Raw genomic sequence first — 21022 nt, 5'->3', positions numbered from 1 at the left:
GTCGTGAGCGTGTCAACGCGCAGCCGCAGCTCGGACGTCCTCACGGACGACGGACTGCGGCTGCCGCGTCCGCCCGGCGTGATCCGGCGGTTCTGGGCGCGGCATCCGCGCCTGGCAGACATCCTGATCGCCCTGTTCTGCCTGCTGGGCTCATTCGGTCTGAGCAGCACCGCGCAGCAGCGTGACGGCGCGCACTCACCCGTGGTGACGGCCGTGCTCGGGATGCTGATCCTCGGCGCGTGCATCGCGCTGGTGTGGCGACGCTCCCGCACGACCGCCGCGCTGGTCGCGGCGCTGGTCGTCGACCTCGCCCTTCTCGCGGGCACTTCGGCGACCGGGTCGCTGATGTTCGCGGTCGCCGTGTACTCGGTCGCGGTGTATCGCGCGACACGTCTGGCGTGGCTCTGGCTCGGCCTCGGCGCCGTGGCGACGGCCGTGCTCGGACTCGCACTGCTGGGCGCCGGTCGCCTCGACGTGCAGGATCTGGTCAACGCGATCCTCTCGGTGGCCGTGCCGGGACTCATCGCCGCGCTCATCGGCGTCAACGTCGGCGGCCGACGCCGCTATCTGGAGGCGATCATCGACCGCTCCCGCCAGCTGCTCGTCGAGCGGGACCAGCAGGCGCAGCTCGCGGCAGCGGCCGAGCGCGACCGAATCGCCCGCGAGATGCACGACATCGTGTCGCATTCGCTGACCGTCGTCGTCGCGCTGTCCGAGGGGGCCGCGGCCACCGACGATCGGAGCCGCTCGCGCGACGCGTCGCTCGCCGCGGCTCGCACCGCCCGCTCTGCGCTCGCCGAGATGAGATCGATGCTCGGGGTGCTGCGCGACGGCGATCCGCACGCTCCGCTCGCCCCCTCGAGCCGGTCAGCCCCGCCGAGACGGTGGCCGCCGCCAGGGATGCAGGATTCCCCGCATCTCTGGCCGTTCGCGGTGAACCGGACTCCGCGCCGGCGGTGCGTTTCGCCGTCGGACGCATCGTGCAGGAGGGCGTCACCAACGCCATCCGCCACGCGCCGGGGGCCACCGCGGTCGACGTGCGCATCGACCATGACGCGTCGCCCCTGGTGATCGAGATCGTGAACGACGGCGTCACGCGCGCCGCAGCCACCGGCGGGTTCGGCCTGCGGGGCCTCGCCGAGCGGGCATCCGTCCTCGGCGGGACCGTCGTGTCGGCTCCGGCGGGCGAGGGGCGATGGATGCTGCGCGCCGAGCTGCCGCACCGAAGCCGGGAGTCGTTCGAGGGAGCAGAGCAGTGACCGAGCCGATCCGTCTTCTTCTCGTCGACGACCAGGCGCTGATCCGCCTCGGATTCCGAATGGTGCTCGACGCCGAGGCCGATCTCGAGGTCGTCGGCGAGGCAGGCGACGGGGCGGAGGCGATCGCGCGGGCGGCGACCCTGCGCCCCGATGTGGTGCTGATGGACGTGCGGATGCCGGGGATCGACGGCATAGCGGCGACGGATGCCATCGTGCGCAGCCACCCTGACACACGTGTGCTCGTGCTGACCACTTTCGACCTCGACGAGTACGCGTTCGCGGCGATCAGGGCGGGCGCGAGCGGATTCCTGCTGAAGGATGCCGAGCGGCACGAGCTGCTCTCGGCGGTGCGCGCCGTCCACCGCGGCGACGGAGTGCTCGCGCCGCGGGTCACGAGGGCGCTGCTCGACAGGGTCTCGGGGCAGCTGGACGCCGGCGGCCCGGCATCCGGCGCCGTCGCCGATCCGACGGCCGAGCTGACCGAACGCGAGCGGGAGGTGTTCGCCGCCATCGCGCAGGGGCTGACGAACGGAGAGATCGCCGAGCGGTTCTTCCTCAGCGAGTCGACCGTGAAGACGCACGTCGGGCGGGTGCTCGCAAAACTCGGTGCACGTGACCGGATACACCTGGTGATCCTGGCGTACGAGGCCGGAGTGGTCTGACGCCCTTCGCCCCGCGGCCGGGCGAGCGCGTCGGAGATGCCAGACGACACGGCGCCGGGACGGCGTGTTCACCGCGAACACGCCGGGATGAACCCGAATGGGCCGATGGCTCCGACGCAGCAGCGCGCCCGGGCGAGCGCGTCGGAGATGCCAGACGATACGGTGCCGGGACGGCGTGTTCACCGCGAACACGCCGGGATGAACCCGAATGGGCTGATGGTTCCGACGTGGCAGCGCGCCCGGGAGCTCACTCAGCGCGCGGGGAGGATGAGCGAGAACGTGGTGGTCGGGGCTCCCTCGAGCAGCAGGTGACCGCCGAGGCTCTCGGCGAGCTCCGCCGACAGCGCCAGTCCGATCCCCTCTCCCGAGGTGGCGCTGCGCTGCTCGGGCCGGCGCTGGAAGATCTGATTGCCGCTCGGGCGCGGACCCTGATCTGCGACCTGCACGGTGACGTACTCGGATCGCCGCTCACCGCTCACCGTGATGTCGCCGCGGCCGTGGGCGATCGCGTTGTGCAGCAGCACGTCGAGGATCTGCGAGGCCGCGGCAGGGGCATCCCCGAGCGCCGAGCCCGAGGCCGAGACGCGGATGCGCCGGCCCGACGCCCCGGCCTGGGCGTTCCACCGAGACGCGGCGGCGCGCAGCGAATCGTGCAGCGGCTCGAACGTTCCCGAGCCGGGCGTCCCGCCGCGGGCGAACTCGAGCAGCTGCGAGATGGCATCCGCCAACCTGTCGATCTCGCGCACCGCGTGATCGAGCTGCTCGCGCACTGCGGGAGCCGTCTCGGGCCAGAGCGAGAGGTCTTCGAGCTCCAGCCGGAGCGCGGTGATCGGGGTGCGCAGCTGGTGCGACGCGTTCGCGGCGAACTCGTGCTCGCGCCGGATCCTGCGCTCCAGGGTCGCCGCGCTGTCGCGCAGTGCGGCGTCGATGGCCTTGGCCTCCGGGATGCGCAGCGGTTCGGGGGAAGGCTGCAGATTGCCGCGGCCGATCTGGCGCACCGTCTCGACGATGCGCAGGAACGGTCGCGACAGCGAGCGCGCCAGCAGCACGGCCACGACGGCCGAGACCACGAGCAGCCCGATGCCGATGACGATCACCGGGGCGATCGCCGTCGTCACGCGTTCGGCGACGACCTCGCCGGACCGGGTGAAGGCGACGGCTCCGCCGGCGGAGACGTCGGAGGAGCGGGTGATGTCGTTGCCGACGGGCGTGGAGCCCGCCCGGACGGCGTCGCCGTCGGCAGGGCGGTACTCCACGCTCTCGCCCTCGGTCAGCAGCGAGGCGAGGAACGCCTCGTCGACGGGCTCGTCGCGATCGTCGATGACGGCAGCGACCATTCCTGCCATCCGATCGGCGTACTGGTTCTCGGAGGCGTGCACGAGGTCGGCGACCATGATGATGCGCGGCACCCCGTACAGCGCGATGATGCCCAGGGCGAGGGCGAGGAATGCGACGATGAGCCGCTCACGCATCGGCGGCGCCCTCGTCGAGCCGGAAGCCGACCCCTCGCAGCGTGGTGATGCGCACATCGGCTCCCGATTCCTCGAGCTTCTGCCGCAGTCGTGCGACGGTCACGTCGAGCGTCTTCGTCGACCCGAACCAGTTCTCGTCCCACACCTCGTCCATCAGCCTCTCGCGCGTGACCACGGCACCGCGGGTGCGGTCGAGCTGGGCGAGCAGATCGAACTCCTTGGTGCTCAGGGCCAGCTCGCGACCGGCGGCGACCACGCGCCGCGCCGCGACGTCGACGACGAGCGCGGGCGCGGAGGCTGCTGCGGCGGCATCCGGATGCCCTGACTCCGGCGCCCCGGCGGCTGCAGGTGCTGCGCTGCGGCGCAGCAGCGCGCGCAGGCGCGCGAGCAGCTCGGCCAGTGCGAAGGGCTTGGCGATGTAGTCGTCGGCGCCGACGTCGAGACCGACGACGCGGTCGAGCTCGCCGTCGCGGGCGGTGAGGATGACGATGCCGCCGGCGAACTCCTGCTCGCGCAGTCGGCGGCACACATCGAGGCCGTCCATGTCGGGGAGTCCGAGATCGAGCACCACGAGGTCGACGTCGGCGCCGGCGCGCTCGAGCGCTGAGCTGCCATCGACCACCCGCTCGACGACGTACCCCTCTCGGTCGAGCGTGCGCAGCAGCGGCACCGCAATGCCGTCGTCGTCTTCCACGACCAGGATTCGTCGCCCCACGTGGTCGAGGCTATCAACGTCGTCGACATCCGATATACCGGAATCTGACATCAGAACTCCCTGTCGAGAGCGCCGCTCTCGGTGATCGGCGCGGTGGTGCTGCGCACCCCGGCGAGGTCGGTGGCGTTGGCGGACGGCGTCCAGATCATGGCCCCGGCGGTCGATGCCGTGCGCAGCGCGCCGCCCGAGGTCAGCGAGTTCACGCTGATCCTGATCGTGGTCACCGAGGCGCCGTTCACGGTCGCCGTCGTGGCGGTCATGGTCGCCGAGTACAGCGTCGTCTTGTTCGTCTTGATGTAATCGCCGCGGAGGTTGACCGTGCCGAGGCTGATCGGGCCGGTGCCGGCCGACGAGAGCACATCGACCGTGTCGCCCGCCGAGCCCGTGCCGACCAGACCGCCGTCGCGCAGACGCAGCGTGACCGGGGTCGCCGCGCCGGTGAATCCCGCGAGGATGCTCGCCGGGTTCATCTGCCTGCTGTAGGTGTACGTGATGGCGTCGCCGGCGTCGAGGCGGCCAGGGGTGCCCGTGCCGTTGACGGCCTGGATGTCGAGTCCGCGCACCGGCGTGTTGTCGACGCGACGTGAGGTGAGCGATGCCGAGATGGTCGTCCGTCCCGATCCGTCGACGAGCAGGGCGCGCAGATCGTAGCTGCCGTCAGCGACGCCCGCGGTGTTCCAGACGCAGGTGAAGGCTTCCGCAGAGGTGGTGCAGGCGGTCTTCCAGTCGGTCGTCCCGGTGGGCGCGTACTGGATGGTCACCGAGGTGACACCGGCGGTGGAGTTCGCGTTGGCGGTGAGCGTGGAGGCACCGGAGAGGTAGCTGCCAGGATCGTCGAGAGACACCGAGGAGATCGTGTTGTCGACCGTGCGGTTGGCGATCGCGCTGGACGTCGCCGTTCCGCCCGCGACATCGGTCGCCACGGCGCGGAAGGAGTATGCGCCTCTGGCCATCGCGAGCGTGCTGTACCGGCACGAGTACGGTGCCGCGGTCACGGTGCACGCGGTCACCCAGCTCCCGCCCGTTGCGGGCTGGTACTGGATGGCGACCGACGCCACTCCGGAGTGCGCGTCGCTGGCGGTCGCCGCGAGGGTGACCGTGCCGCTGAGCGTCGCACCGGGGTCGATCATCGACACGACGGGTGCGACGTTGTCGACGGTGATGTCGGAGTACACCACCGAGTAGACGATGTTCGTCAGATTCAGCACCGGGTACGCGACGGCGCGGATGTCGTAGTCGCCGCTCGACACCGCGGTGGTCGACCAGTTGACCGTGCACTGATCGGAGCCGAGCAGGTTCGCGCAGCTGCCGATGCTCGTCCACTTGGCGGCGCCGGCGGCCGAGTACTCGAGTCGTACCGCGTACAGCAAACCGAGCGGCGACGCGTTCTGCAGACTCGCCCGCAGAGGCACGGTGCCCCGCAGCACCTCACCAGGGTCGGTGAGGATCACGGCGAAGGCGTTGGCGACGTTGACGCGCACGAGCCCCGACGTGGCCGAGTAGCCTGCGCTGTCGGTGGCCATGGCCCTCAGGTCATAGGCGCCGTCGGCGACCGTGGTCGTCTGCCAGGTGCAGCTGTACGGGGCGGCCGCGAGCGTGCACAGCGTGGTCCAGGTCGAGCCGCCGGCCGGCTGCATCTGCAGCACGACCGATGCGATGCCGGTCTCGCCGTCGGCCGCGGCTACGGAGACGGTCGCCGCGCCCTTGAGCGGCCCTGACGGCGCAACGACACTGACGGTCGGCGGCGTCCAGTCGGCGGCCGCGCCCGCCGTGCTGACGGCGTTCGTCGACTGCGAGGTGAAGGCGGCGGTGGAGAACTGCGTCCCGCCCAGGCTCGAGACCGCGATCAGCGCGCACAGCAGCACCGCGAGTGCGGTGCTGCGCAGCGCGGTGCCGGTCATCGCCGTCCGCCTTTCCTCTGTCATGCTCTCGACGTTACGGAGCGGTCGGTTACAGCCGTGCCACAGCCGCCCCTCAGCGGCGACACGATCAGCGGCGCAGGCCCCCGACGAGGTCGCGCAGGAAGAGCGCGGCGATGATCGCCGCGGGGACGCCGATCGCCAGCATCCGGATGCCGGGCATCGCCAGCACGATGAAGATCCAGCCGATGCCCGGGATCCATCCCTCCACGCGCGGCTGAACGGCCGAGGCCAGGGTGAACGTCCACGGGTCGGCGCTCGCATTGGCGTCGCCCTTGGTGCGCAGGACGCGCCCGCCCTCCACCGCCGGATCGTCTGAGATCGACAGGATGCGGTGGGTCACGGGCTCGTGGATGCCGGAGTCCTGCGGCGGCACGTACGTGATGATGTCGCCGACCTCGAGATCGGCGATGGGCACCTGTCTCTCGTAGACGACGGTGCCGCGCTCGAAGGTGCCGGACATCGACCCGCCGGTGATGACGTAGCGGTCGAAGCCGAGCAGGGACGGGACGAGCATGAGCGCCGCGATCGCCGTGGCGATGAGGACGGTGATCGTGACCAGGGTGCGTGCGATCACACGGGATGTCCTCGCGGTGCTCATGCTCGTCCTTTCTTCTGATCTCGGGTGATCAGTCTGAGGGTGAGGGGTCAGCTCACTGGTCGATGGTGGCGGCGGCGCCCTGCTTGGCATCCCAGGTGTAGGTCGCCGTGGCCGACTTGCCCTGCTCGGTGTTGTCAGCGCTCTGCGCGAGAGTGGTGCTGAACGTGTAGTCGCGGGCTTCGCCTGCGGCGAAGGTGCCGAGATCGAGCGCGCCGGCGGCGGTCAGCGCGCCGAAGGTGCCGCTCCACACCGCGGTGCCGGTGCCGGCGCGCGTGATGGTGAGCGTGAGGTTGTCGGCCTTGACGAACCCGTTGACCGCGTTCTCGGTGAGCGTGAACGAGGCGGGCAGGCTGCCGGAGTTGGTGATGGTCACGGTGCCGTTGAGGGTGTCGCCCGGCTTGAGGTTCGCTGCGTTGAAGATCGCCTTGCCCGACTTGGAGTTCTGCTGCGCGAGCGTGCCTGTGCTGAACGCATTGGCCGTGTTCACCGAGTTCGACACGAAGTCGGCGCCCGAGCCGACGGCGACTGCGGCGGCGACGAGCAGGCCGGCGAGCGGCACGATGACGAGGCGCTTGCGCGACTTCGCGGGAGCGGCGGCGGGGGTGGTGGTGTCGTTCATGATGTTCCGTTCTGTGGGCCGATCGGCCGTGGTCGGTGGGGGAGAGCTTGTGATTCCGACGCTACGGAGGCGGCGACAACGGCCACGCCACAGGAGGGCAACACCGTCGACCCTGTTCGGTTACAGCCATCCGCATCCGGTTACAGATCGGTGCGCCGGCAGCAGCACCGTTACGCTGAAGACGTGCTTCTCAGCGATCGCGACATCAAGGCAGAACTCGCATCGGGCCGCATCGGGCTCGCCCCGTACGACGAGCAGATGGTGCAGCCGTCGAGTGTCGACGTGCGTCTCGACCGGTACTTCCGGCTGTTCGACAACCACAAGTACCCGTTCATCGACCCGTCCGAGGATCAGCCCGAGCTGACCCGGCTCATCGAGGTCGATCCGGACGAGCCGTTCATCCTGCACCCGGGCGAGTTCGCGCTCGGTGCGACCTTCGAGCAGGTCACCCTGCCCGACGACGTCGCCGCCCGGCTGGAGGGCAAGTCGTCGCTCGGTCGTCTCGGTCTCATCACCCACTCGACCGCAGGGTTCATAGACCCCGGCTTCAGCGGGCACGTGACGCTGGAGCTGGCGAACGTCGCGACCCTTCCCATCAAGCTGTGGCCCGGGATGAAGATCGGTCAGTTCTGCTTCTTCCGCCTCACCTCGCCCGCCGAGAACGCCTATGGCTCCGGCCCGTACGGCAACCGCTACCAGGGGCAGCGGGGGCCGACGGCATCCCGTTCGTTCCAGAACTTCCACCGCACCGATGTCGGGACGACCGATGCCGGAGCCATCGGAGGCTGACATGAGCGACCCGACGGATGCCGAGAAGCCCGAACCCGGCGCGGGGGAGCCGGTCGCGTCCGAGCAGGTCGCACCCGCGAACGCCGAGCCTGTTGTGCCCGAGGGGTTCGTGCCCGAGGGGGTCGTGCCCGAGGGGGCCGTGCCCGAGGGGGTTGTGCCCGAGGGGGTTGTGCCCGAGGGGGCCGTGCCCGAGGCGGAGGTTCCCGAGCCGGCGATCCCGGATGCCGAGATCCCGGCATCCGCGCTTGCCGAGCCCGTCATCCCGCCGGCCCCGCCGGAGGATCCGCCCACGCGCGCAGCCAGGCGCATCCCGGTGGCCGAGAAGCTCGCGTCGGTGCCGACCCCGGCATCCGGAGCTCGTCAGACGGCACCCGCACCCGATCCGGCGGTCGTCCCGCCGCCGGCGGGAGCGACGCCCGGAAGCTACCGCGGATGGACAGTCGCGATCTACGGCTTCCTGCTGCTGCTCCTCGGCGGCGCCGTCGTCACCATCGGCGTGCTGCTGAGCTGATCCGCGCTTCCGGACGAATGGTCGGATGCCCCGGACGCACGGTCGGGCAGAGCATCCGCCTGCGAGCCAGGCTGGAACCATGACGACCACCGCCTCCGATCCCGCGACCGGCTCCGTTCCCACCACGGCGAGCCGTGCCGCCCGCATGCCCTATGCGGCGCTGCTGACGATGATGGCGATGAGCTTCCTGCTCGTCAGCGCCGAGTTCCTGCCGAACGGCGTGCTCACCGAGATCGCCGCCGAACTGCGCGTCACTCCGGGGCAGGCCGGACAGCTGGTGACGGTCACCGCGCTCGCCGGACTGTTCGTCGCGCCGACCATCGGGCTGATGCTGCCCCGGCTCGACCGTCGCACGCTGCTGGTGTGGATGGCGGTGCTCGCGGCCGTGTCGAACCTGGTGGTGGCCGTCGCGCCGTCGCTCGCGCTCATGCTCGTCGCCCGCGTGCTGCTCGGGGCGGCGCTCTCTGGCTTCTGGACGATGTCGATCACGGTCGCCGCGCGCATCGCGGGGCCGGAACGGCTCGGGCGCGCGGTGATGTTCACCTCGGCAGGCACGTCGCTTGCGACTGTCGCCGGTGTGCCGGTGGGCGTGATGCTCAGTCAGCTGCTCGACTGGCGCGGGGTGTTCGGCATCGCGGCGGCCGCGACCGCACTGCTCGCCGTGGCGCTGCGCACGCTGCTGCCGCCGGTGCCGGCCGAGAACGCGGCGCGCCTGTCCGTGCTGACCGAGACGCTGCGCCGCCCCGGCATCGGACTCGGGGTCGTCGGACACGTGCTCGTGATCTTCGGCCACGCGCTGGCATACACCTATATCCGCCTCGCGCTGGAGCGGGTGCAGATCGACGGCGGGGCCATCGACGAGGGCACGGTGATCGTGCTGCTGGCGGTGTTCGGCGTCGGCGGGTTCATCGGCAACCTCGTGATCGGGGCCGGCATCGACCGCACATATCGGGTGCTGGCCGTCGCGACGCCGGTGGCGATCGCGCTCGCCGTGATGATGATCATCGTGGGTGCCGGATCGCTGTGGACGGTCGGAGTCGTCGCGTTCGTCTGGGGCTTCTTCTTCGCCTCGTGGCTGCTGATCGTGAACACGTGGGTCGGCCATCGGATGCCGGATCGACTCGAAGCCGGCGGAGGGCTCGTGGTCGTCGGGTTCCAGGCGGCGATCATGCTCGCGGCCGGAGTCGGCGGCATGCTGGTGGATGCCCTCGGCATCGAGCTCGCGTACACCGTGGGTGCGGTGATGCTCGCCGTCGGTGCCGTGCTCTTCGGCATCTCCGACCGCCGGGGCCGCTGAGGCCTCCGCCTGCTCGCCCACTACCGGATGGGAAACGCCGGTGGGTGGCATCCGGTGCCGGCCTTTCCCATCTGCCGGGCGCGCCGGCGGATGGGAAGCGCCGGTGGCTGGCATCCGGTGCCGGCGTTTTGCGTCTGGTCGGGTGGTGCGGGGTCAGTTGTCTGCGGGTCGCCCACTACCGGACGGGAAACGCCGGTGGGAGGCATCCGGTGCCGGCGTTTTCCATCTGCGGGGTGTGGTGTCGGATGGGAAACGCCGGTGGGTGGCATCCGGTGCCGGCGTTTTGCGTCTGGTCGAGTGGTGCGGGGTCAGGTCGCCCGCGGGCGCGCCGTCGGATGGGAAACGCTGGTGAGTGGCTTCGGGTGCCGGTGTTTTCCGTCTGCGGGGTGTGGTGTCGGATGGGAAACGCCGGTGGGAGATCGGGCGGGGGATGCCGGCGGACGGCCGACGGTGGGGATGCGGTCAGGCGGATGCCAGGGATGCCCGCGTGCGCCATGCCGACGGTGTCAGGCCGGTGTGGCGGCGGAAGGCGCGGCTGAAGCCCTCGTCGGATGCGTAGCCGAGCTCGCGGGAGACCTCGCTCACTCCGCGGCCGTCGATGAGCAGCGCGCGCGCCGCACGCATGCGCACCTCCGCGACGTACTGGGCGGGCGACAGGTCGAAGGCCGCGCGGAAGCGCTCGGCGAACACCGAGCGCGAGAGGGCGCTGATGGATGCCATCTGCTCGACCGTCCATTCCCGTCCGGGGTCGGCGTTCACGGCATCCACGACTCGGTCGAGGAACGGATCATCTGAGAGCGACGGCCAGCCCTGCGGCGCGCACGCACTCGACCAGGCACGGATCACTGACTGCAGCAGCGTCGTCGCCATCATGCGGCAGATCACGAGATCGCCGTCGCGGTCGCACACCACGGGCGCATCGGTGCCCATGTGCTGGGCGAGCGCCGCGGCCGCGGGCTCGAGTTCTTCGAAACTGCGGATCCAGGCGACGTCCGGAAGCAGGGGCGCGACGTGGGCCGAGCCGTCGGCGAGCGCGAGGTGCGAGACGAGCACCCCCGAGCCGGCGGGGATGCGCAGCGGGATCGGGCGAGCGCCGGAGAGCAGCAGCGCGTCGCCCGCGGAGAGCCCGTCGGGAAGCCCCGCGTCGCGGGGCAGCGATACCTCGCCGGCGAGGACGTAGACGAGGGACAGGCCGTCGGACGCGAGTGGGATGGTGTCGCCGGCGGGCGGGAAGTGCCGGCGCTGCGACCGGATGCTGACTGCGATCGCTCCCAGGAGCTTCTCGAGCGCGTCGCCGCGGGCGCCGAGGGCGGCGGGGGCGGGCGCGAGAAGGCTCATGCCTCTGGCAACCCGCCCACGCGCACGACTATTCCGGCGCGCGGGCGCGGTATGCCAGGAAGAAGGCGTTCTCGCGGTGGATCAGCAGTGGGTGTGGAAGTGCACGTGCTGCACGCGGGAGAAGCGGCCCTCGCTCATGTGGCGGGGACCGAAGCCGTGGCGACCGTGCCCCGAGTGCTCGTGCCCCGAGTCGCCGTGTCCCGAGTGCCCGTGCCCCGAGTGCCCGCGGTGGTGCGGGTGGCCCTGAGAGTTCTCGCCCTCGTGGCCGTGGGCGTGCCCGAAGCCGCGCTCGCGTCCGAACCGGCCGTTCGCGTGCCCGTGTCGCTGGTCGCGACCGCGGCGGTGCCCCGAGTCGCCGTGCCCCGAGTGCCCGTGGCCCTCGTGCCCGTGTCCGGAGTCGCGGTGTCCGAACCGCCCGTGCCCCGAGTGTCCGTGTCCCGAGTCGCCGTGCCCCGAGTGCCCGTGCCCCGAGTGCCCGTGGCCCTCGTGCCCGTGCCCGAAGCTGCGGCGCTCGCCACCCCGACCGCGTCCGGCGCGGCCGTGCCGGCGGGGAAGCGGCTTGCCGTCCTCCCAGCCGAATCCGCGGGCGACCTTCTCGAGCGATGCTGTCATCGCGGCGTACTCCTCGGCGGTGAGAACGTCGGCGACCCGGGCGCGGATCTCCTCGACGGAACTGCTCAGTCGCTGCATGGCGAGGGTGCCTGATTCGGTGAGAGCCCAGTCGTCGGCGGTGCGCTCGATCCATCCGAGTCCGATCAGGCGACGCAGTCGGTGACCGTGCCGGTCGTGTGTGGGGCGCTCGCCGTGGGTGCCGGCGATGCGGTTGAGCATGCGCCAGTCGCGGCGGGTGATGCCCTCGTCTTCGAAGACGGTGGCGAACTCGGCTCGCATCAGGCGGTCGACGGCGGTGATCCAGTAGCCGAGGGGGCGGGTGTCATTGCTGTTCATGGGAATCCTTTGTATGTCATTGTGCATGTACATGCAGTGTGACATGCAAATGCGTTGCATGTCAAGTTGCATGTAAAGTCGATTCCATGACCGACTCGCATCCCGATCCCGCAGAGGCCATCGCCTCGGCCCTCGCGCGTCTTCGCGGCGGGCGCGGGGGCGGCGCCGGTTCGGGGCTGCATGCCCACGGGCATCCGCACCCGCATCCGCATCCGCACGAGTCGCACGGGCACCGCGGTCGCGGCGGCGGCCCCAGGGGATGGGGCGGGGATCGGGCCGGCGCGCCGGCGGTGGTGCGGATGCTCGATGCGCTCGCCTTGGCATCCGATCCTCTCGGCGTCAGCGACATCGCCGACGCGATCGGCGTCGACCAGCCGCGGGCCTCGCGGCTCGTGCAGCAGGGCGTCGACCGGGGGTGGGTGCGTCGCGAGGCGGACCCGAACGATGCCCGGCGCACTCGCATCGCCCTCACCGGAGAGGGCTCGCGGATGATCCGCGGCGTGCGCGGCGAACGACGCGAGCGGCTGAGCAGAGCGCTGCAGGCGCTCACGGAGACCGAGCGGGATCAGCTCGCCAGCCTGCTGACCAAGCTCGCCGACGGCTGGTCGAGCTGACGGGTGCGTCAGCCGAGGCGAGGCGCAGATGCCGCAGAGCGGGCGGCCTCCTCCTCGCGGCTGCTCGTGGTCGCCGCGAAGGCGAGCACCGCGTCCAGCACGGGGTCGGCGCGGAGCGTGCGGTTGTGGCCGTAGCCCGCGGTGAGCACGAGCTCGGAGTGCCCGTGGTGGACCCCATGAAGCTCGCGCGAGTGGCTGGCATCCAGCCTGCTGTCGTCGACGTCGTGCACGACCAGCAAGTCGACGTGCTGCGGGAGCGGATGCCGCAGTGAGTCGTAGCGCGCATCGGCGGTCGATCGCGGCATGCCCAGTCGGCGATAGAACTGCGCCTCGAACGCGCGTCTGACGGCGGGGGTGAGCCGAAGGGTCGCGGCGAACTGATCGTGGAAGGCCTGCACCCCTCCAGCGGCTGAGATGGTCGCAACCCGCCCGGTTCCGACGCCGGCGCGAACGGCCGCGAGTGCGGCGAATCCTCCGAACGAGTGCCCGATGATGAGATCGAACGGCCCCTCGGTGTCGGACAGTCGCTGGGCGGCCGCGACCCAGTCCCTTACATCCGTGCGCCGTCCGGCGGAGGCGCCGTTCGCGGGCGCGTCGAAGCCGACCACGCGGTAACCATCTCCGACCAGCTCGCGGACAAGTGTCGCGAACTGCGCGGCGCGTGCGTTCCAGCCGTGCATGAGCAGAACGGCTCGCGTTCCGCTGCCCCACGCGTACGTGGTGATGCGCCTGCCGCGCACCTCGATCTCGCCGCGCCGCGCCGAATCGTGCGTATGCCGGTCGTCATCGCGCACCGCCATGCGCGGCGACGTCGAGAAGAAGGCGGCGAGAGCGATGCGGGCGGCTAGCGAGGGCGAGACGGCCCCGACGGCGCGGATGCCTGCGGCGGCGATGCTGATGGATCGGGACATGAGGGCCTCCCAACAATACGAACGATCGTTCATAGAGTATCCGAACGATCGTTCGTAGACTAGGGGGATGGCGGATACCGACCCCGCGGTCATCGACGGCCGTCGCGTGCGCGGCGACGCATCGCGTCGTGCCGTGCTGCGCCGCGCCACCGATCTCGTCTCGGTCGAGGGGCTGGACGGGCTGAGCATCGGCCGGCTGGCGGTGGAGTCCGGCCACAGCAAGAGCAGCATCGCCGGGCTCTTCCAGAATAAGGAGGGCCTGCAGCTGGCGACCGTCGCTGCCGGCCGATCCATCTTCGTCGACGTCGTCGTCGAACCCGCGCGGCAGCACGAACGAGGGCTGCCGCGGCTGGTGGCGCTGATGCGCAACCTCATCGACTACTCCCGCGACCGCGTCTTCGCGGGGGGATGCTTCTTCGCTGCGGTCAGCGCGGATTACGACTCGAAGCCGGGGCCGGTGCGCGACGCGGTCCGTGCGGCGATGCACGACTGGTACGGCTACGTCGCCGCGCAGGTGCGTGCGGCGGTCGACGCGGGCCGGCTTGATCTCGACGACGACGGCGTCGAGCTGCTCGCGTTCTCCCTTCCCGCGCTCTACGAGCAGGCGAATGCCCGATCGCTGCTGTGGGGGAGCGATCGGCCCTATCTCCTCGCCCAGCGCGCGATGCGCGACCTGCTCATGGGCGCGGGGGCGGACGAGAGCGCGCTGCAGGCGCTGGACGGCTGAGCTCGCCCTCCGCGCTGCCGCGCGCGGCGCCGCGCCGGGATACGCTGCCGGATGCTGTCGAGCCCGTGGCCGTGCTTCGTCGCTCGGCCCCCGGTGGCCGCCGATCCCCTCACCGCGCAGCGCGTACCGCGAGAGCGGTATGAGCGGTTCCTCATCGGCGGGTCTCCCCTGGCGTACTGGCACACGCAGGGGCGCGTCTGACGCGTCAGGTCGCGGTGCGCGCCCGCCGCGGCGCCCGGCCGCGCGGCTGCGTCGGGCGCGGGCCGGGATCGGGCAGGGGAGGGATACCGAGACGCTGAGTCGCTCCGGCCTCCAGCGTGATCTCCTCGTCGAAGTGCCGGATGCCGAGCGGGGGGCCGTCCATGAGTCGGTAGGTGACGCCGTCATGCTCGACGTCGACGCGAAGTGCGCGGCCGCGCACCAGCATCCCGAACGAGAACGCCCTCATCGGGGCGGCGACGCGCGGCGCGAACCGCAGCCTCTCGTCGTCGTCCCGCATGCCGCCGAAGCCGCGCACCAGAGCGTTCCACACACCCGCCAGCGCGGCGACGTGCAGACCTTCGTCGACGTCGTCGCGCAGGTCGTCGAGGTCGATCGTGCCTGCCTCGACGAGATAGTCCATCGCCAGGTCGAGGTGGCCGGTGCGTGCGGCGACAACGGCCTGCACCGAGGCCGACAGCGACGAGTCGCGCACCGTCAGCTCGTCGTAGTAGGCGAAGGCGCGCGCCGTCTCGTCCGGCGAGAACGCCTCGGGCGTCGACTGAAGAGCGAGCACGAGATCGGCCTGCTTGATCACCTGCTTGCGGTACAGGTCGAAATACGGGAAGTGGCTGTGCAGCGGGTACTGCTCATCGCCGGTGGCCTCGAAGTCCCACCGCTGCTTCTGCGTGAATCCGGCGGACTGCTGCGGGATGCCGAGGTCTGCGTCGTAGGGGATGCTGACCGCGTCGGCGGTGGTCGTCCATCGTGCGATCTCATCGGAGGTGACGCCGAGTGCCGAGGCCTCGTCGCCGTACCGCTGGGACGTCTCCGCCGCGGCGCGGAGATTGCGCTGCGCCATCAGGTTGGTGAAGACGTTGTCGTCGACCAGTGCGGAGTACTCGTCCGGGCCGGTCACGCCGTCGATGTGGAACGAGCCGTCGTCGTCCCACCGCCCGAGCGAGCACCACAGCCGCGCCGTCTCGACGAGGAGCTCCAGTCCCTTCTCGCGCTCGAACTCCTCGTCGCCGGTGGCCCGCACGTAGCGTGTGACCGCCGCGGCGATGTCGGCGTTGATGTGGAATGCGATGGTCCCCGCCGGCCAGTACCCGGAGCACTCGCGGCCGTCGATCGTGCGCCATGGGAACGCCGCGCCCTCGAGGTGCAGCTGCTCGGCGCGGTGACGCGCGTGATCCAGCGTCGAGTGCCGCCAGACGAGGGCGTCTCGGGCGGCGCGGGGCTGCGTGTAGGTGAGCACGGGGAGCACGAAGGCCTCTGCGTCCCAGAAGGTGTGACCCTCGTAGCCGACGCCGGTGAGACCCTTGCCGGGGATCGAGCGCACCTCGGCCCGTGCGGCGGCCTGCACGACCTGGAACAGCGCGAACCGGACGCTCTGCTGCAGCCGTTCATCGCCTTCGATGACGATGTCGGCGCGGGCCCAGAAGTCGTCGAGGTATGCGCTCTGCTCGGCGACGAGCGCCTCCCATCCGGCGTCGATCGCGCCCGAGACGGCCGTCTCGGCGCGGTCCTGCAGGGCGACGTGCTCGACGTCGGACGACCACTCGTGCCCGACGGCCTTGAACAGCCGGACGCTCTCGCCTGGCGCGAGCCTCGCTCGAACGGTGGTGCGGGCGAGGTCGTGTCCGACCTCGGTGCGCGGTTCGACGGTCTGCGGCGCGGATGCCTCGATGCGATGGTCTGTCGCGACGGCGACCGTGATGCCGCTGCGCCTCGTGCGCTGGGTCATGGTCGCTCGTCCTGCGGATGCCCGTTGCTCGACCGGCTCGAAGGGATGCCGCAGTGCCTCCATGACGCGCGGGTCGGGATGCACCTCGGGCAGCGGTTCGTCGGCCACGATCTCCGAGAGCAGGGTCACCTCGACCTCGGCGTCGATCGAGGTGACCTCATAGCGCACAGCGGCGATCGACCGTCGCGTGAACGACACGACCCGCTCGGAGCCGACCGTCACTCTGCGGCCGGCGGGGGATCGCCAGACGGCTGTGCGGCGCAGGATGCCGGTGCGGAAGTCGAGGTGCTGCTCGTGGCTGATCAGCTCTCCGGTGCGGATGTCGAACGGCTCGTCGTCGACCAGCAGGCGGATGACCTTGCCGTCCGGCACGTGAACCACGGTCTGCCCGTGCTCCGGGTAGCCGTAGCCGTCCTCGGCGTACGGCATCGGGTGCTCTTCGAAGACGCCGTTGAGGTAGCTGCCGGCCGCAGCGCTCGGATCTCCCTCGTCGAGGGTGCCCCGCCATCCGATGTGCCCGTTCGACAGCGCGAGAACCGACTCGCGGTGCGACTGCCCGTCCTCCTCCCAGCCGGCGTCCCGCAGGCAGGACCAGCCGATGGCCCAGGGGTCGACGTCGAAACGGTGCTGCGCCATGTCGCTCCTGTCGGGTCGGTGCCGGGGCGACCATTCTGCGTCAGGCGCTCCGCGTGAGCGCGGCCCTTGCGCCGCAGCGGGGCGGACGGCTAGGGCGACCCGGCCTCGTCGTCCGGCGCGCGGCCCGTCCTACGCTCCGACATCCTTCGGGAAGCGCACGCACAGCAGCAGCACGAGGCCGATCAGCAGGATGAGCCCGATGCCGAGCACGCCGTACACGATCCCGCCGAACCACATCAGGAACAGCGACCAGGCGAGGGGCGAGAGGAACGACGCCACCCGCCCGGTGGTCGCGTACAGGCCGAAAATCGTGCCCTGCTGGCTGGGCGGGGTGAGGCGAGTCAGCAGGCTGCGGCTGGATGCCTGGGTCGGGCCGACGAAGGCGCACAGCAGCAGTCCGCAGACCCAGAAGACGATCGTGCCGTAGTCGCGCAGCGCGTAGACGACGAACGCCATGACGACGAGCCCGGCGAGGGCGAAGATGATGAGGCGGCGAGGACCGATCGCATCGTCGATGCGCCCGGCGAGCAGCGTCGAGATGCCGGCGACGAGGTTCGCAGCGAGACCGAAGACGATCACCTCGAGGAAGGAGAAGCCGAAGCCCTGGGCCGCGAGCACGGCGCCGAAAGCGAAGACCCCGGCGAGGCCGTCGCGGTAGACCGCGGCCGCGAGCATGAACCAGAAGGTCGGCCGGTTGGTGCGGAACAGGTCGCGGATGCTGCGGCCCAGCACGATGTACGAGCGGAAGAAGCCCACCTTCTCGGTGCCCTCGTACGACGGCGACTCGGGCACATTGCGGAACATCGGGATCGAGAACACGATCGTCCACAGACCGCAGATCACCGCGACGAGCTTGAACGCGAGCGGCTCGCTCTGCCCGATCAGGAAGAGCACGGGGATGCACACGATGAGCGCCACGACACCGCCGATGTACCCCAGGCCCCAGCCGAGGCCCGACACGCGGCCGACGTTCTTCGGAGTCGACACCTCCGACAGCATCGCGTAATAGCTGACGTTGCCGATCTCGCCGATGACGGCCGCGAGTGCGACCGCGAACGCCCCGAACCAGAAGAACTTCGGGTCGGCCTCGACGAAGAACAGCGAGAACTGCACGAGCGCGATCGCGATGGTCGCGCCCATCACCCACTTCTTCTTGCTGCCGCGCGCGTCGGCCTGCTGGCCGAGCACGGGCGCGAGCAGCAGGATCAGGATGCCCGCGGCGAAGTTCGCCCACCCCCACCACTCCGACAGGTCGGTGAGCCCCTGGCAGTATGCCGATGCCGTGAACTGCGACTCGTTGCAGTTCATGTACGACCCGTCGGCGAGCTGTCCGGACTCGCGCACAGACGGCTCGAGGAACATCCTCGAGGTCAGATAGAGGGCGATCCAGACGAAGGTGAGGATGACCGTGTTGAACGGCTGCATCGCCCAGTCCCACATCGCCCACGACGCGACCTGCTTCTTCGTGGCTGCGGGCGCCGAGCTCTCGTGCTCCCGGCCGAAGGCCGCGACGGCTCCCGTCCTTGCTGTGGGCGGGGGGACGGCAGCGGCATCACGACCGGTCATGGCCGCCACGCTACCGGATCAGAAGCTCGTGACGAGGTCTCCGAGCACCTCCGAGAGCGTCGTCGGGTCGGTCGCGTCGTAGTAATGCGCGCCGGTCGCTCCTGCGATGCCTTGCAGCGTCGCCACGTCGGCGTCTGCGCCGTAGGCGAGCGTGAAGATCAGCACGTGCTTGTCATGCGGGATGCCCGCGAGCGCCGCCTTCATCGTCGCGACGTCCGTGGTGGGCACCTTCACGTCGTTCTCGCCGTCGCTGAGCAGCACGATCGCGTTGATGTGATCGGGCGTCGCTGCGGCCGCCTGCGTCTGGGCGTACGACGCGACCGCCTGGTACAGCGGGGTGTCACCCATCGACGTGATGCCGCGCAGTCCCGCGATGAAGTCTTCCCTCGTCGTGGCGATGTCGGCGACGGGACGCACGGCGCCTGGCACGAGGGTGCCGTCAGGCGCCTGGGCGAAGGCCGCGAGACCCCACGTCGTCGCCCGCGGTGAAGTGCTCGAGAGCGGATTCGATCGCCTTCTTGGCCTGCGACAGCTTGGTCTCGGTCGCCGAGATCGGCTCGTCCATCGACCCCGAGACATCGAGCAGGAACAGCACGTTGGCGCGCTTCCTCACCTCGGGGAAGGCGGCCTGCCCCGCCACCAGCGCGCCGGCATCCGGAGACAGCTGCGTCTTCGTGCCGGCGGTGCTGAGCCGACCGACCCGCTCGACATCGTCGTCGAGTTCGCGGTTGAGGTCGCGGTAGCCCGAGGCGCGAACGATCTGCTGGCCCTCGGCGCTCTGCGTGAAGCGGATGAAATCAGCCGCGGCGGCCTTCTCCGCGGCATCCACCCAGTCTCCGGTGACGGACACCGCCGGGTTGTCGGCGACGTACGCCCCGTCGGCGGGGTAGATGGGCACGAGCGGGTCGGCGGGCGGATCCTCCAGCGTGCGGGTCACGCCGTCGCGACTGACGATGCCGCGGTTGTAGTCCCACACCGACTTCTCGTCGACGATCACGGCCGACAGGAAGTCGGCGGCCGCCTGGCAGCCTGCGCAGCTCGTCGGCGAGTCGGCCGACGGCGACGCCATTGCTCGCCGCCAGGAACACCGCGGCCATCTTGACGGCGGTCACGGGCATCCCGAGATCGGGTGAGAGGAACGCGCCAGACGCGAGCAGGCCCGTGATGCCGAGCCAGGCGAGCGGGGTCACCGAACGTTCGATGCGCGTGACGTCGGCCAGCTCGGCGCGGCTGCCGACCCACATCACGGCCTTCGCATCGAGCGCGACCGTGGCGCCCAGGCCTGCGATCACCGACGCGAGATGCAGGAAGAGCAGAGGCAGGTGAGCATCCGGATGCGCGCGCAGCGAGGTGCCGAACCACAGTGAGACCAGCATGCCCGCAGTGACGGCGGCATAGCCCAGCGCGCGTCGATGCCGCTGGATGCGGCGGCGCTCGCGGAGGCTCCCTGACACGGGCTGCGATCCCTTCGGCTGGCGGTGGGGCTCGTCGACGTGCTCGTCGCACGTCGCTCACCGCCCGATGCGGGATACCCAGGGCGCCGCCTTGCCCCAGCAAGTCGGCACTTCATGTTAGAGCCGAGCGGTCGCGCGCGACAGAGCGTGCGCAGGCGCCGTCAGCTGAACGACGTGGCGAGCAGATCGGCGAACAGCGCTTCGGCGTCGCAGTCGATCCTGCGCCTCGCGAACCAGTCGCAGATGTTCGTGCAGTCGCGGTGCAGCAGATCCAGTCCCTGCGGGTTCGAGACGGTGTCGACGATCTGCGGCAGGTCGATCACCCGCACCCGTCCTCGGTGCACGAGCAGGTTGTACGCCGAGAGATCGCCGTGCGCGAGGCCCGCTGCCGCGAACAGGTGCATGATCTCGACGATCTGGTCGAACAGGTCGGCCAGCTGCCTTGCATCCGCCCTCACCTGCGCGAGCCGGGGAGCGGCTGCGCGATCGTCGCCGATGAACTCCATGAGGATCTCGGTGCCGTCGACCTGCACCGGGTACGGCACCGGGGCGCCGAGCGCGTGCATGCGGCTCAGGGCCTGGAATTCGGCGAACGACCACTCCGCCGCGGCGACCTGGCGGCCATGGGCCGACTTCTTCGCGAGTGCGCGGGCATCGCGGGTGTTGCGGGTGCGCCGGCCCTCGGTGTACGTCGATGAGCGCTGGAAGCTGCGGTGGTCGCTGTCGCGGTACCGCTTCGCCGCGAGCAGCGTGCTGAGGCCGGGGCCCGATCCGGCTCCTGGCACCGATCGTTCGATGAGGAACACGTCGGCTTCCTTCCCGGTCTTCAGGATGCCGAGTTCGGTGTCCACTGCGGCCGCGCTGGTCACCACCCAGTCGGGGCGAGGGAGCGGTCCGCGCTCGGTCGGCATGGTGGCGGGCCAGGTGGACCACCGCTGGTTCTCACCGATCTCGGTGTCGGCGAAGGCGAGGGTGACGTCGAAGGGAGACGCGTCGAAGGACGCGGAGTGCTGAGGGTTCACGATGTGGCTCCGGAAAG

General features: G+C 70.6%; 21 protein-coding genes. 8 read left to right on the top strand and 13 right to left on the bottom strand.

Annotated elements, in window-relative coordinates; genetic code table 11:
• Positions 1–9: 9 nt before the first annotated feature.
• Genes FVO59_RS05020 through FVO59_RS05015 form a run of 3 tightly spaced genes read left to right on the top strand, consistent with a single transcriptional unit; the run spans position 10 to position 1921 of the window.
• On the top strand, positions 10–1071 hold the full coding sequence (locus FVO59_RS05020) for a histidine kinase (protein WP_259363450.1): 1062 nt from the start codon (positions 10–12) through the stop codon (positions 1069–1071).
• Positions 1038–1259: an ATP-binding protein gene (locus tag FVO59_RS16380; RefSeq protein WP_259363449.1), complete on the top strand. Its 222-nt coding sequence runs from the start codon at positions 1038–1040 to the stop codon at positions 1257–1259. The genes FVO59_RS05020 and FVO59_RS16380 overlap by 34 nt, the downstream gene beginning before the upstream one ends.
• Positions 1256–1921, top strand: coding sequence for a response regulator (locus tag FVO59_RS05015; RefSeq protein WP_182255281.1), 666 nt, complete (start codon positions 1256–1258; stop codon positions 1919–1921). Before FVO59_RS16380 ends, FVO59_RS05015 begins: the two co-directional genes overlap by 4 nt.
• A gap of 251 nt (positions 1922–2172) precedes the next feature.
• On the opposite strand, the gene FVO59_RS05010 is transcribed toward FVO59_RS05015, so the two are convergent.
• The 5 genes from FVO59_RS05010 to FVO59_RS04990 all read right to left on the bottom strand — a co-directional run bounded on the left by FVO59_RS05010 (position 2173) and on the right by FVO59_RS04990 (position 7247).
• A complete protein-coding gene (locus tag FVO59_RS05010; protein WP_182255279.1) occupies positions 2173–3393 on the bottom strand; it encodes a sensor histidine kinase in 1221 nt (406 codons plus the stop codon).
• The gene (locus FVO59_RS05005; protein ID WP_259363448.1) at positions 3386–4108 is read right to left on the bottom strand and encodes a response regulator transcription factor; all 723 of its coding nucleotides are present in this window, start codon (positions 4106–4108) and stop codon (positions 3386–3388) included. The genes FVO59_RS05010 and FVO59_RS05005 overlap by 8 nt, the downstream gene beginning before the upstream one ends.
• A 50-nt stretch (positions 4109–4158) precedes the next feature.
• Complete coding sequence (locus FVO59_RS05000; protein ID WP_182255275.1) at positions 4159–6009, bottom strand: Ig-like domain-containing protein; 1851 nt, start codon at positions 6007–6009, stop codon at positions 4159–4161.
• Positions 6010–6097: 88 nt separating this feature from the next.
• Positions 6098–6628 carry a signal peptidase I gene (locus FVO59_RS04995; protein ID WP_182255273.1) on the bottom strand — a complete coding sequence of 177 codons (531 nt, stop codon included), beginning with the start codon at positions 6626–6628 and terminating at the stop codon, positions 6098–6100.
• Positions 6629–6680: 52 nt separating this feature from the next.
• A complete protein-coding gene (locus FVO59_RS04990; RefSeq protein ID WP_182255271.1) occupies positions 6681–7247 on the bottom strand; it encodes a TasA family protein in 567 nt (188 codons plus the stop codon).
• 183 nt (positions 7248–7430) lie between these two features.
• Here FVO59_RS04990 and dcd point away from each other — a divergent pair, with 183 nt between their 5' ends.
• From dcd to FVO59_RS04975, 3 genes are all read left to right on the top strand, one after another.
• Positions 7431–8036, top strand: coding sequence for a dCTP deaminase (dcd, locus tag FVO59_RS04985; protein ID WP_182255269.1), 606 nt, complete (start codon positions 7431–7433; stop codon positions 8034–8036).
• Position 8037: 1 nt separating this feature from the next.
• Positions 8038–8547, top strand: a complete 510-nt coding sequence (locus FVO59_RS04980) for a hypothetical protein (protein ID WP_182255267.1) — start codon at positions 8038–8040, stop codon at positions 8545–8547.
• A gap of 79 nt (positions 8548–8626) precedes the next feature.
• Positions 8627–9844 carry an MFS transporter gene (locus FVO59_RS04975; RefSeq protein ID WP_182255265.1) on the top strand — a complete coding sequence of 406 codons (1218 nt, stop codon included), beginning with the start codon at positions 8627–8629 and terminating at the stop codon, positions 9842–9844.
• A 462-nt stretch (positions 9845–10306) separates the two neighbouring features.
• On the opposite strand, the gene FVO59_RS04970 is transcribed toward FVO59_RS04975, so the two are convergent.
• A complete protein-coding gene (locus FVO59_RS04970) occupies positions 10307–11182 on the bottom strand; it encodes a helix-turn-helix transcriptional regulator (RefSeq protein ID WP_182255263.1) in 876 nt (291 codons plus the stop codon).
• Positions 11183–11263: 81 nt separating this feature from the next.
• Complete coding sequence (locus tag FVO59_RS04965) at positions 11264–12130, bottom strand: MarR family winged helix-turn-helix transcriptional regulator (RefSeq protein ID WP_182255261.1); 867 nt, start codon at positions 12128–12130, stop codon at positions 11264–11266.
• Positions 12131–12216: 86 nt separating this feature from the next.
• Between FVO59_RS04965 and FVO59_RS04960 the strand changes: the two genes are divergently transcribed.
• Positions 12217–12744 (top strand): MarR family winged helix-turn-helix transcriptional regulator, encoded by a 528-nt coding sequence (locus FVO59_RS04960; RefSeq protein ID WP_182255259.1) that lies wholly within the window; start codon positions 12217–12219, stop codon positions 12742–12744.
• A gap of 8 nt (positions 12745–12752) precedes the next feature.
• On the opposite strand, the gene FVO59_RS04955 is transcribed toward FVO59_RS04960, so the two are convergent.
• Positions 12753–13655, bottom strand: a complete 903-nt coding sequence (locus FVO59_RS04955) for an alpha/beta hydrolase family protein (RefSeq protein ID WP_182255257.1) — start codon at positions 13653–13655, stop codon at positions 12753–12755.
• Between the two features lie 67 nt (positions 13656–13722).
• On the opposite strand from FVO59_RS04955, the gene FVO59_RS04950 reads away from it, so the two are divergent.
• Positions 13723–14382, top strand: a complete 660-nt coding sequence (locus tag FVO59_RS04950; RefSeq protein ID WP_182255255.1) for a TetR family transcriptional regulator C-terminal domain-containing protein — start codon at positions 13723–13725, stop codon at positions 14380–14382.
• Positions 14383–14587: 205 nt separating this feature from the next.
• Here FVO59_RS04950 and FVO59_RS04945 read toward each other — a convergent pair whose 3' ends face one another.
• The 5 genes from FVO59_RS04945 to FVO59_RS04930 all read right to left on the bottom strand — a co-directional run bounded on the left by FVO59_RS04945 (position 14588) and on the right by FVO59_RS04930 (position 21005).
• Entirely contained in the window at positions 14588–16963 is a 2376-nt protein-coding gene (locus tag FVO59_RS04945; RefSeq protein WP_182255253.1) for a glycoside hydrolase family 65 protein, read from the bottom strand.
• Positions 16964–17092: 129 nt separating this feature from the next.
• Entirely contained in the window at positions 17093–18529 is a 1437-nt protein-coding gene (locus FVO59_RS04940; protein ID WP_182255251.1) for an MFS transporter, read from the bottom strand.
• An 18-nt stretch (positions 18530–18547) separates the two neighbouring features.
• Complete coding sequence (locus FVO59_RS16375) at positions 18548–18958, bottom strand: vWA domain-containing protein (protein ID WP_259363447.1); 411 nt, start codon at positions 18956–18958, stop codon at positions 18548–18550.
• Between the two features lie 10 nt (positions 18959–18968).
• Positions 18969–19598 (bottom strand): vWA domain-containing protein, encoded by a 630-nt coding sequence (locus FVO59_RS16370; protein WP_259363446.1) that lies wholly within the window; start codon positions 19596–19598, stop codon positions 18969–18971.
• 546 nt (positions 19599–20144) lie between these two features.
• Positions 20145–21005: a serine protein kinase RIO gene (locus FVO59_RS04930; protein ID WP_346265687.1), complete on the bottom strand. Its 861-nt coding sequence runs from the start codon at positions 21003–21005 to the stop codon at positions 20145–20147.
• Positions 21006–21022: the final 17 nt, after the last annotated feature.

The organism is Microbacterium esteraromaticum, assembly GCF_014084045.1.
Lineage (GTDB): Bacteria > Actinomycetota > Actinomycetes > Actinomycetales > Microbacteriaceae > Microbacterium > Microbacterium esteraromaticum_D.
Note: the sequence above shows the minus strand (reverse complement) of the source record. Positions and strands in the feature narration are given on the sequence as shown.